The following is an 11,994-nucleotide window of genomic DNA, read 5'->3' as shown; positions in this document are numbered from 1 at the left end:
TCCTTTCCATTGAAAGCTTTAAAAACGTTTACGTCTGATCGTGGCAAAGAGTTTGCTTGTTATCCAAAGGTGGAGGAAAAAGGAATCGATTTCTATTTTGCTGATGCCTATAGCGCGTGGCAACGAGGGTCAAATGAAAATTCAAACGGTTTATTAAGAGAATTCTTTCCCAAGAAAACTGATTTGGCCAGGATAAACTTAAGAGATTTATATGAGGCCTTATGGCTATTAAACAATCGCCCTCGTAAATGTTTAGGTTTTAAAACGCCGTTTGAGATACTAATGCACGAACTTGAAAAGATGAATTAATTTGTCGCAGTATTTATTGCAATTTATCATTTAATAAAAACAAACAGCCAATCTTCCCATGAAAAATAAATCCATGGTAAGATTAGCTGTTTTCTAATTGATTATAGATTAATTAAGGACTAAGTCAGTCACATCAATTACCACCGGCGTCTTGTCATCCGAATCGCGATCTCTAAGCTCTAATTCAACGACTTCAAAATCTCCATTAAAGGCAAATGCTTTAACACTATCAATACCCCGACCTGCGGAGACATTCTCAAAAACGGTTTGTTGATTATGGTAATTGTCTGCTTTCTTTCCGTCCACATAAAGTTCCAGTTCATCAGACGTATATTTCTCTTCATCTGAATGATTAAAGAACTCATATTCAACAATAATTACATGATCGTAACTTTTATCTTCATATTCATCTCTCTCGTCAGTTAGATAAACATCCGTGAGCACGATGTTCACATCTCCATGCTCATACTCCTCACCAAGAACACCATTTGACTCATCTTTATCTGTAGATGATTGAGAAGTTTCTTGGGACGAAATCGATTCATCTGTTAAATCAAGGGTGTCTTCGGCAAGTACTTGTACAGTAGTAAAATTTGAAAATACTAGTAGGCCCAATATCAACTTTTTCATAAGAACACTCCTTTGTACTTGATACCTTCATGCTAAATTATTTAATGACAAGTTTCAAGTAAAGATACATATATTCTAAAATATTTACTTTCGTGATTAGCCTTTATCTCCTCGTCTCTATGGCCCTCACCCTAATTATTAGTAATCCTTCATCATAAAAATATTCATTAAAAACATAAAAGCAGGAAGCCCACTTCAATGTAGGTTTCCTGCTTTTGCATTACAATCTTTTACCCTACTGCTTCCCCTTCAACTGACTGCAATTCTACTAATTCCTTCACTTCTTTCCCATTAGGCCCTTCATAGCGTCGGCCAATGCCGGTAAGGATAGACCCTAGAAAGACTAAGAAGAGCCCGTAACTATGGAAGAGATAAGGGGCGATCTGAGTCACTGATAAAGGCTGGACAAAGTCATAGCCTTGAGTCAACTGAGACCCGACAAAGATAAAGACAGATAAGAAAGGAACCGCCACACCCAAGCCATTAGCAAAGCCATCCAAGAGATTGGCTCGGCGGTATGGATGTAGACCCGCTCTTTGCCCTAGTTCGTTTTGAACCTTACCGAAAGTCGTCATCGATGCGGAGGAGACCCCGCCAAACAAAATCGTAGTAACCGTAATGCCAATCATCATCGCTAATTCAGTACCGGCAACGGTCTGGCAGAGACGGGATTGATAAAGATTTTGAGTTAATTGATCTAGTGCTCCAGCCGCATCCAAGACGCCCATGATTCCATAAACAGACAAGACGAGAATACAAGTTCCCATCATGCCATTAATACCGTCAGTTAAGTAACCAGTCAAGTGGCCATCTTGGTTGGCTAGAATATCACTAGGAAGAAGGATACCGGAGGCAAGACCTAAGACTGTCCCAACCACCAAGCCCAGGCTAATAGCCAAGTACAGGTTATGCGAGCGAACAGACACAATAAGCATGACTGCAACCGGGATTAACATAATGAGTGGTAGTAAGTCTTGACCCGTATGCGTCAAGACCTGACCACTAGTAGCTACTTCTCCCCCACCCCCTAGAATCACGAAGAGGATAAAGGAAAGACTCCCGGCAATCAAGGAATACGGCAGGCGACTACGCACCGCTCCCCCTACATCACTAGGCCGCTGGCTCTTCTTGAAGTATTGGGTACCCGCTGAAATAATCGTAGTGTCGGAGATCGGTGCTAAGTTGTCCCCAAAGACTCCACCAGACAGGATAGCTCCAGCTAAGGCAGCTGGATGAGCTCCCAGGAGAAGCCCAGCTGGGTAGAAAATGGGAAAGCAAGTAAAGAAGGAACCAATCGATGACCCGGTCGCCGTCGCAATAATGGCTACGAAGAGGAAGGTCACCCCTGTGTAAAGGCCACCTGTTACCCCTAAGGACTCCGCTAGGTAGACAAAGCCTGCTGATAAGTTAGCTACCTTAATCATCTGGGAGAACATACCGATTACTAGCAAGAGAACCACCACCGGAATGGCTTCTCTAGCACCTTGGTAGACGGCTTCCCAGTAGGACTCGCTGTGGCCGGGTTTAACCAATAGGGCTCCTGCCATCAAGCCCAAGATGGCTCCCATGGCCAAGGCATGCATCTCGAAGGCCTTCATAATCACAAAAAATAAAATACAGAAGAATAAGAAAATCAAAAGTGGCAGGTAAGCAGTTAGATAACCCCCTCGGAGGGCTAAACGTTTATTTGTAGTCATGGGTATCCTCCTTAGCCATTGGCATTCTCATGCCGGCGAATAATTGATGAAAAGACAGAGTTAGGATCGCGTTCCAATTGATAACAATCCCCTTCTAGAACTGGATATTGGTCCAAGAATTCTTTAATCGTAGCCAAGTCTTCCGCGTCTAATTCGAAGTCAAAGATAGCAAGGTTGTCCTGGATATGCCGACGATTACGGACACCGATAATAGCAGCGGCCACCCCTTTTTGTTGCAGAATATAGCGGGTAGCTACATTAGACAGGGAGGCATGGTGCTTATTACCAATGGCTTGTAGCAATTCCAATAATTTTTGGTGGCCAAGGTGACCTAGGGTCTGGTCAATAACTTGTTGGTACTTGACCTGGGACCGGGTCTCAGCTTCTATTTGGTCAACACCTAGATACTTATCTGACAATAGGCCTCCAGATAGGGTTCCAAAGCAGATCTGTTGGATCTCGTTTTGGATCGAATAGTCTAGGAGTTGCTTTTCTGGTCGGCGATCAAACAAGGAATATTGCGACTGGCAAGAAATAACGGGGATACCGGCTTCAACCAGCTGGTCTAAGTGCTCGGTATCAAAGTTAGTGACCCCGATATGGCGAATCTTGCCCTTTTCTTGTAAGCGAACCAAGTGACTAGCCACTTCCACATACCGATCCACCTCATAATCCCACCAGTGAAACTGCATCAAGTCAATATAATCTCGGCCCAACTTACTTAGAGACCGATCAATAATGGCTTCAGTATCTTCAAAGCTGACTGTTTCTAAGACATCAAGATCAGGCACATATTTCTCATGGATTTGGATATCATGAACCGTCAGACTAGAATGCCTAGATAAGTCCTTCAAGTAACGACCAAGAGCTTCTTCAGCCCCCGTGTAGATATCCGCTAGGTCAAAGCTTGTAAAGCCCAAGTCTCCTAGTTGATGGAAGGCCTGATTGATCTCTTCTAAGTCCAAGGTCCCCTTCAAGGTATGGCCTGGCGATAGTTGCCAGAGACCATTCAAGACGCGACTGATCGTATATCCTGGGGTTAACTCAATTCTTTCTAACATTCTTCTCCTCCTTGGTAAATAGGTTCAACAGTTGTTTCTTGGTGACTGAATTCACGCTTTTGGGTCCGGCTAATCCTGAAGGCCGCCCCACAATTAGGGTCCGGACAGGCAATGACAGCATCTGATAGCATCCAATCATTGGCCTGTAAGAGGCGCTGCTTAGCGGGTAGTAGGGGTAAGAGGGCCGACAAGGCGTACATTGAGAAGGAATGGGTCTCTTCGAAGACCAAGTTCTCTCCTACCACTAAGAAGTAGTCGCCTTCTTTGTGACTACAGACAAAGGGCCGTCCAGTCGCAACCACTTCTACCTTCAAATCATATAAAGTAAATAAATCATCCATTTCAATTCTCCTCCTATACAAAAAAACACTTATCCTATCAAAAAGGACAAGTGTTCAACCTGCGGTACCACCCTTATTGGTAGATTATCTACCCACTCATGGGAGTTAATAACTCCTAGACTTGTTAACGCTAGTCAAGCGACGCGGCTACTCATTTCACCTTGCCTTCCGGGACCCAGCCACAAGTTGGATTCGAGCGTTCTCAGCCACCGCTCTCTCTGTTGAATCCCTCGACTTGTTTTATCTTCCCATCATCAGTTTAATTTTTTATAACAAAAAAGACTTATCCTTGTTCACAATCAATTATGAACAAAGGACAAGTCTTTCAACCTGCGGTGCCACCTTCATTGATGGATCTATCTATATCCATCCTCTCTGACAAGTACTATCATACTTGCGACTTCTGTTAACGCGAGTCTAGCGGCCAGGAACATCTAATCACTGGCTATCCGGTGCAGGCACCCTGAGGCCCATCCACCAACCATTAGCAGGTGACTTCCACTGGCACACCCTCGCTTAAGCTAACTTCTGTTGATATCTTTCCTCATTGGATATTTACTTGATTATGACCAAGGGTCATCTTCGATTTTAACTCGAGATCAAGATTGATGATTGACCGAGTCAAAACTTATTGAATGTATTATAATCAACTTCTCATCTTATTGCAAGTCATTATTAATAATATTTTTGCCTTTGAGATAGATCCATATATGACCTGCTAGTGCTAAGAGTCCTAAGATAAGAGCAGACCACTTCACTAGCTGATTACCAGCCATTTGCTTAGTGAAGATACCATAGAGAGCCCATAAGGCTGGCAGGGTCACAGCAGGATTATGGTAGCGGCGGAAGAGCGCTAGAACGCTTAAGGACGCCAAGACCATCAGAACCACTGTTAACAAGGCACCGCTACTGGATAAACCAGCAAAGCCCCACTTCACCAACAAGGTCATAACATTGGTATAAGAGGCAAAGGTCAACCAGCCCGCATGTAAGCCCAGGGGTAAGACCAGGGACCAGTGCAGTAAGGGACGTAGAGGCCCTACATGTTCCAAATAAGCGACTAGTCGAATCAAGCTATAAGTATAGGCCAGAATAGCTAGTAAGGCCAAAGCAATCCAGTCAAAAGACCAGAGAATGATCCAGAGACTATTAGCTAACAGCCAAGGCAGGTAACGAGGCATCACTTCTTGAAAGTAAACTTGCTTCTCCCAAGTCGATAATTGGCCAAAAGCTGGCAAGGCCAAGCTCAAGGTCATCCCTAGGTAGATCAGACCCCAAATAGAAAAGGTAAAGCCAGCTGGCGCTAGATAGTTGGCATAGTAATCAGAGATCTCTGCCTGATTGTATGGAAAAATAATACCGGTAGCTGATAGATAATTCAGGGCAATAGTCAGGATAAATAAGCCGATCGCTAGATAGTAGGCGGGTTTGCCTTGTAATAATTTCATAGTATGTCTCCTTATGATTGATTCATTTGTCTTAGTCGCTGTTTGGCTTCTTGGACTTTCCTAATTTTGGTTAATTGACTGGTGTGACACTTTTGGGTCAGGCAATTGTAATTAGCTTGGCGAACTTGGTCTTGAATGGCTTGATAGATCAAGGCCGCTGAAGCAAGTGGGACTTGCGCTTCGGGAGCAAAGGCGACAAGTGCCGACCAAAAGGCCTGGTAACAGTCATCAGCTAAAGTAGCTAGTTCTTCCCAGACTCTTTGGAATCGAGGTAAGCGGTCTGGATCTTGGGGATCGGCTATCAAATTGAGTAAATCAGCCTTAGCGAGACCGTGTTTATGGAGCACTTCTTCAGGGATATAAACCCGATTCCGCTCCTTAAGGTCTTCCCCGACATCCCGCAAGATATTAGTCACCTGCATGGCAACCCCTAGGGACAGGCAGGCTGCCTCTAAGTCTTGACCTTCTTCTTCAAGGTCTGAACGCTTAAGAATCGGTAACAACATCAGACCTACAGAACCAGCTACATGCTTGCTGTAAGTCACGAGGTCTTCCAGGGTCTTTAAGTCACTAAAGTTTAGATCCATAACCTGGCCCTTTAGTTGCAGCAAGAAGCCCTTATCTGGAATCTGATAATTAACCAAAGTCTCTTGAAAGGCCGGCCACCATTTAAAGGGCAAATCAAGTCTTTGACCGCTGCTTACTTCAATGATCGCCTCCTTTAATCGGTCCAGTTGATCCAAGATCGCTTGCTGATCAGTGGAGGTTTCTTCATCCACTAGATCATCTGCCGTCCGACAAAAGGCATAGATACTCGCAATGGCTTGAAGACGATCATTCGATAATTGGCTAAAGGCATAATAAAAGCTCTTAGAGTGGTGTTTCATCACTTGAATACAATAATCGTAGGAATCTTGAATTAACTTAGAATCAGTCATGCATCATAATCCTTTCTCACTTCGCTGGCACAGATACGCCCTCCTTCTATAGCAATCGGCACTCCCGCCCCGGGATGTGTCGATGAACCGGTGAAGTAGAGCCCTTGACAATCAAGGGATTTACTCTGTGGTCGCCAATGATTACTTTGTCTCAGTGTCGGCTGTAAGCCAAAGGTGGCACCGCGATAAGCAGAGAATTTATCAGCAAAATCCATAGGAGTAAAAATCGCTTCCTCCAAGATTGCTGATTCAATATCTTCTAGACCAGGCAGGTTCTTAAGATGGCGGTAGGCATGGTCTCGGTAATAATCAATGGTTTCTTGGTCATATTGATATTGGGCTGTTCCTAATTCCGATACTGGAATCAGACAATAGAAGCTAGAACGGCCTGGAGGAGCCATTTGTGGATCTAGCTTGGAAGGAATCGACAAGTAAATCGATGGCTCATCAATCAATTCACCAGAGAAGATCTGCTCTAAATTCCGATCCAAATCTTGGCTAATAACAAAATTATGGCCCTCTAATTCAGGGTACTCGCCATCAACCGCCCAATAAAAGACTAGGCAAGAGCAAGAGTAGTCCATCTGATCAATCTTTTCTTGATTATATTGACCCTTAGCCTGTGGATCTTGAATGAGATGGCTCATCGTATAAGGGAAGTCGGCATTTGAGATCACAATCTCACCAGGAATCAAGTTTTCTTGACCAGCCAGACGAATTCCTTTGACCTTCCCTTCAGCAGTCACAATTTCACTCACCTTAGCCCCATAATGGATCCTACCGCCTAAATCTATTAATAATCGAGCCATGCCCCGTGCCATCGCATGCATGCCGCCTTTTAAGGTCCACACCCCGTAGAGCAATTCAATCATCGGAATAATATTATAGAGAGAGGGACCATTCTTAGGCGAGACACCTATATACAGAGTCTGAAAGCTCAACATCTCTTGAAAATCAGGATTCGGGATATATCTTGCCATCATGGCTCCAGCAGAATCAAAGGTCTTGAGTTTGAGGGCTTGGTAGATCATCTTGGGATTATACATGTCTCGTTTATGGCGGAAGGGACGTCGGATAAAGTGCTCCAAGGCCACCTGATAACGATCATAGATATCGGCTAGATAGTGGAGAAATCCGGCTGCATTCTCACTTCCCTCTTCTTCAAAGGTCTCGATCAGATGAATTAAATCAGAATCAACTTGATAAGACCGGTAGTCATCCGCGAAGTAAACAGCATACATGGGATCAACCTTCATGAGTTCGATATAATCATCTGGATCCTTACCCACACTGCTATACACTTCCCTGTAGATATCCGGCATCATCACCAAAGTCGGCCCTACATCAAAAGTATGACCAGCGAAATTCAAGCGATGCATCTTACCACCTGGTTGTTCGTTCTGCTCGTAGAGGTCAACTTGATAACCTGCAGCTTGTAGTTGAATAGCTGCCTGCAGACCACCCATTCCAGCACCAATTACAATCACATTCTCTTTCATTGACATCTCCTTTACTAATGACCTGCCATCAAGTTATCACTTAACTGTTGACTCACCTGATTGAAGACTTGCCAATCTCCGTCTTCAACTCCTGCCAAGCACTGATCCTGCCAGCGAGTCAGGATTTCTTGAAGCTGGGGTACCAGGGCTTCTCCTTCTGGAGTCAAATAACATGACTTAGCCGTTGCCTCTTCTTGCCGACGGATCCAAGAACGATCTTCGATTCGCCCCAAAAATTTAGAAAGATTCCCCTTATCCATGGCCAGAAATTGATTCAAACGACTCTGGCTAATCCCTGGCACTTGATCAATCACCAGTATGGCAATTAACTGCATCATGTCCAGACCCAATTCCTCCAACATCTCTTCTAATAATTGCTTACCAAAGCGATAAAAAATATTAATATAACAAATCAAATCCATCCCGAAAGCCTCTTTCATTTCCTGATCTTATGTTGTATTTTACAACTATTATAGTTGTCATTAGCAAACATGACAAGCAAAGTGGCTTGGTGGATAGTTTTTTAATATCGCTTCATTCGATATTTAAAACGAATTTAAGTGCTTTTCAAATAGAATCAGACTGATATGATATTTTTATCATCAAATTTTAATTATCAATCAGAAAGAGGTGCCTCTAATGGCCATTATCGAATTCAAAAATGTTAATAAATACTATGGTGACTTCCACGCCTTGAAATCTATTAATCTAAGCTTTAATCCAGGCGAAGTGACAACGCTCATTGGTCCTTCAGGTTCAGGTAAATCTACCCTTCTCCGCTGCATCAACGGTCTAGAGACTGTTCAATCTGGAGACTTATTAGTATTTGGAGAAAATATCGCCTCTTCCGATACTGATATTCGAATGGTTCGTCAACGTATCGGGATGGTTTTCCAACACTATGAACTCTATCCTCATATGACTGTCTTGGATAATGTGACGCTTGCCCCACAACGCGTACACGGAACCCCTAAGAAGGTCGCTGAGGAGGAAGCCATGCACTACTTAGAGCGCGTAAATATGGCCGACCGTGCTAATCGCAAACCTCACCAACTTTCAGGAGGACAACAGCAACGGGTGGCTATCGCTCGTGGATTGGCCATGAAGCCAGATGCCATGCTCTTCGATGAGCCAACTTCTGCCTTGGATCCAGAGACCATCGTAGATGTCCTCGATGTTATGAAGGATATTGCTAAGCGCGACCAAATGACCATGTTGGTCGTCACTCACGAGATGGGATTTGCTAGAGAAGTCGCTGACCGAACTATCTTCATGGCCCAAGGTGAGATTATTGAAGACCGACCTTCCCAAGATCTCTTCAAGAATCCTCAAGATCCAAGAACGCAAAAGTTCATCCAACAAATATTTGCTTACTAGAAAGGAGCCTAGCCATGAAAAAGAAATATTATCACTGGGCTGTCTTGGCTCTAGCCAGCCTGAGTCTAACTGCTTGTCACCAGTCTTATGCTGATCTAAACATTAATGATAAGATCCAAGAACAAGCTCATCCCACCTTAACTTGGGGAGTCAAGGCAGATACCAACTTATTTGGCTTCTACAGTCCAGCTGCCGGTGAGATTACCGGATTTGAAGTAGACTTAGCCCGGGCACTGACCGATGAATTAACCGACGGTCAAGGAAAAGCCGAGTTCGTTGAAATCAACTCCAAGACCCGGATCCCCATGCTCAAGCTCGGTAAGATTGACGCTATTATAGCAACCATGACGATTAATGAAGAAAGAGAAGGACAAGTGGACTTCTCAGACGTCTACTTCCGCGGTGGCCAATCCTTACTAGTTAAGAAAGATTCTGGTATTGAAGGAATTGATGACCTGACAAAAGACCACACGGTCATTGCCGTTAAAGGATCCAGTTCAACGAAGAACTTCCGTAAACTCAAGCCCGAAGTTAACGTCTTGGACTTGGAGAATTACTCTGAAGCCTTTGTCGCTCTACAATCTGGACAAGGGGACGCCTTAACAACAGATAACGCCATTTTACTCGGTATGATGGCCAAGGACCCTAACTATCATCTAGCCGGTGCCAACTTCACCAAAGAGTTTTATGGTATTGCCATTAATGAAGACCAAGATGACTTCCACCAAGCTGTTAATCAAGCTCTAGATACCCTCCAGGCTAATGGGGTCTATGATGAGCTTTATAATAAGTGGTTCAAGGACCTATTACCGGCGGATAGTATTCAATCGGCCTCAACATCCACCCATCCTAAGACTTATTACCCAGTACAGGAAAGCCGTGAAATGATTGAAGCCTTCACCCAAGAGATACGCCAAGCCATCGGTGAGGCAGAGCCAGGTCAAGACAAGTAACACCCAAACGACGAAAGGAGATATCCATGATTGATTTATTAACAAGCTACTGGCCTTTCTTCTTGGAAGGCTTCACCAATACCCTACTCGCTTCAGCTATTGCTCTAATAGCCTCCTTACTGATCGGAAGTGTAATGGCCATCTTACAGCTATCGGACCAGTCGCTGGTTAAGTTCTTAGCTAACTGCTATGTCGAATTCTTCCGGAACATTCCCTTACTAGTGATTGTGATGTTCTTCTTTATCGCTGTTCCACTAATGGGATGGCCCTTAAGTAACTTTCAAGCAGGAACGATTGGTTTAACCCTATATACATCGGCCTTTATCGCAGATAATGTTCGCGCAGGGATTCTAACGATTCCCAAAGGTCAGATGGAAGCAGGCCTAGCCAGCGGACTTACCAAAAGTCAAACGATGAAAGACATCATCCTACCACAAGCCATTCGGATCATTATTCCACCATTGGGTAATCAATTTATTAATTTGGTCAAGAACTCTTCGATCTTAGCCATGGTGGGTGGTCTTGACTTAATGTATTACGGGGATTATGTATCCATGGAGACCTTTGAGACGATTGCAACCTATGTCCTCGTCGGCTGTCTTTACTTATTAATCACCCTACCAATTACCCGCTTGGTTCGTTATTTGGAAGCTAAACTAGCTTACCGTTAGAAAGGAGCTCTTCATGTTTGATCTATCTGGAGCCTTACAGGCTGCTAACCTTCGTTTTCTTATGGATGGATTATTTGTAACCCTACAAATCTCTTTCTTTACCATTATCTTTTCGATTATTCTAGGAATCATCTTAGGAAGCTTGCGCTATTGGCGCATTCCTTTCCTGAGCAAAATTTTAGCGGTAATTATTGACTTGATTAGAAATCTGCCACTACTTTTAATTATCTTTTTTGCCTACTTTGCTCTTCCGCAAATTGGTTGGTCCTTGAATGTTTTTTGGTCTACGGTGGTCGCTATGACTATCTTTGAAGCGGCTATGATCTCTGAAATTATTCGAGGTGGCCTAGAAGCCTTAGCCAAAGGTCAGACAGAAGCCGGGTTAGCCAGTGGCTTAACCAAGCAGCAAGTGATGTTTGATATTCTATTGCCCCAAGCCTTGCATAACACGCTGCCTTCCATGGTCTCACAATTAATTGCTTTGATTAAGGATACCTCCTTAGCAACAATTATTAACTTACCAGAGTTGACCCACAACGCTAAGATCATCTATGGTCAAGATACCGGCTATGTACTACCTATGTTTGCGGTCCTAGCCTTGTGTTACTTTACAATCAATTTTGCTTTAACCCAATTCTCCCGATACTTGGCCCGCAGATCAGGTGTCAAAACTATGGTCGATGGTCAAGGAACACCTATTAAGCCACAAGCTGCTTAAGAATACACAGTAAAAAAGCCAGTCTACATTGTTAAATTGTACTGACCCCCAAAAGTTAGAGTTAAAAATCTAACTTTTGGGGGTTATTTTATGTCCAAAAAATATTCTTACGAATTTAAATTACAAATTGTACAAGAGTACTTAAAAGGTCGGTTAGGGTACGAGTCACTGACCAAAAAATATGACGTTTCCAGTTCTTCCTTAGTCAAAAAATGGGTAGCTCAGTTTCGAGAGGAAGGCCCGTCAGGGCTTAAGAAAAGGAAGTCAAACAAACACTATCCATTGAATTTTAAACTGAATGTATTAAGATTTAAGCAGGAGACCGGCGCTTCTTATCAGGATGTAGCTATTC

General features: G+C 43.6%; 14 protein-coding genes. 6 read left to right on the top strand and 8 right to left on the bottom strand.

From position 1 onward, the window contains the following. A partial coding sequence (locus T408_RS0108740; RefSeq protein WP_028119111.1) for an IS30 family transposase occupies positions 1-309 on the top strand: 309 nt, incomplete at its 5' end. 108 nt (positions 310-417) lie between these two features. On the opposite strand, the gene T408_RS0108735 is transcribed toward T408_RS0108740, so the two are convergent. The 8 genes from T408_RS0108735 to T408_RS0108700 all read right to left on the bottom strand — a co-directional run bounded on the left by T408_RS0108735 (position 418) and on the right by T408_RS0108700 (position 8,345). Beyond that, entirely contained in the window at positions 418-939 is a 522-nt protein-coding gene (locus tag T408_RS0108735; RefSeq protein ID WP_028119585.1) for a hypothetical protein, read from the bottom strand. A 230-nt stretch (positions 940-1,169) separates the two neighbouring features. After that, positions 1,170-2,636, bottom strand: a complete 1,467-nt coding sequence (locus T408_RS0108730) for a Na+/H+ antiporter NhaC family protein (RefSeq protein WP_028119584.1) — start codon at positions 2,634-2,636, stop codon at positions 1,170-1,172. A gap of 11 nt (positions 2,637-2,647) precedes the next feature. Then, complete coding sequence (locus tag T408_RS0108725; protein ID WP_028119583.1) at positions 2,648-3,697, bottom strand: aldo/keto reductase; 1,050 nt, start codon at positions 3,695-3,697, stop codon at positions 2,648-2,650. Further along, entirely contained in the window at positions 3,691-4,038 is a 348-nt protein-coding gene (locus T408_RS0108720; RefSeq protein WP_028119582.1) for a TIGR04076 family protein, read from the bottom strand. Before T408_RS0108720 ends, T408_RS0108725 begins: the two co-directional genes overlap by 7 nt. A 659-nt stretch (positions 4,039-4,697) precedes the next feature. Beyond that, positions 4,698-5,486: a hypothetical protein gene (locus tag T408_RS0108715; protein WP_028119581.1), complete on the bottom strand. Its 789-nt coding sequence runs from the start codon at positions 5,484-5,486 to the stop codon at positions 4,698-4,700. Between the two features lie 11 nt (positions 5,487-5,497). Next, complete coding sequence (locus T408_RS0108710; protein ID WP_028119580.1) at positions 5,498-6,424, bottom strand: phytoene/squalene synthase family protein; 927 nt, start codon at positions 6,422-6,424, stop codon at positions 5,498-5,500. After that, positions 6,421-7,923, bottom strand: coding sequence for a phytoene desaturase family protein (locus tag T408_RS0108705; RefSeq protein ID WP_035420506.1), 1,503 nt, complete (start codon positions 7,921-7,923; stop codon positions 6,421-6,423). The genes T408_RS0108710 and T408_RS0108705 overlap by 4 nt, the downstream gene beginning before the upstream one ends. Positions 7,924-7,937: 14 nt before the next feature. Beyond that, the gene (locus T408_RS0108700; protein ID WP_028119578.1) at positions 7,938-8,345 is read right to left on the bottom strand and encodes a MarR family winged helix-turn-helix transcriptional regulator; all 408 of its coding nucleotides are present in this window, start codon (positions 8,343-8,345) and stop codon (positions 7,938-7,940) included. Positions 8,346-8,562: 217 nt separating this feature from the next. Between T408_RS0108700 and T408_RS0108695 the strand changes: the two genes are divergently transcribed. The 5 genes from T408_RS0108695 to T408_RS0108675 form a co-directional block, all read left to right on the top strand. Then, positions 8,563-9,300, top strand: coding sequence for an amino acid ABC transporter ATP-binding protein (locus T408_RS0108695; protein WP_328285596.1), 738 nt, complete (start codon positions 8,563-8,565; stop codon positions 9,298-9,300). Positions 9,301-9,314: 14 nt separating this feature from the next. After that, positions 9,315-10,253, top strand: a complete 939-nt coding sequence (locus T408_RS11330; RefSeq protein WP_084544011.1) for a transporter substrate-binding domain-containing protein — start codon at positions 9,315-9,317, stop codon at positions 10,251-10,253. Positions 10,254-10,279: 26 nt separating this feature from the next. Further along, positions 10,280-10,924 (top strand): amino acid ABC transporter permease, encoded by a 645-nt coding sequence (locus tag T408_RS0108685; RefSeq protein WP_028119576.1) that lies wholly within the window; start codon positions 10,280-10,282, stop codon positions 10,922-10,924. A gap of 13 nt (positions 10,925-10,937) precedes the next feature. Next, positions 10,938-11,642, top strand: a complete 705-nt coding sequence (locus T408_RS11325; protein ID WP_051444861.1) for an amino acid ABC transporter permease — start codon at positions 10,938-10,940, stop codon at positions 11,640-11,642. 90 nt (positions 11,643-11,732) lie between these two features. Further along, positions 11,733-11,994, top strand: a 262-nt coding sequence (locus T408_RS0108675) for a helix-turn-helix domain-containing protein (protein WP_028118119.1), incomplete at its 3' end; no start/stop codon positions are given.

It is taken from the genome of Hutsoniella sourekii ATCC 700629, from assembly GCF_000518205.1.
Classification (GTDB): domain Bacteria; phylum Bacillota; class Bacilli; order Lactobacillales; family Aerococcaceae; genus Hutsoniella; species Hutsoniella sourekii.
This window is presented reverse-complemented; position numbering and strand designations above follow the sequence as displayed.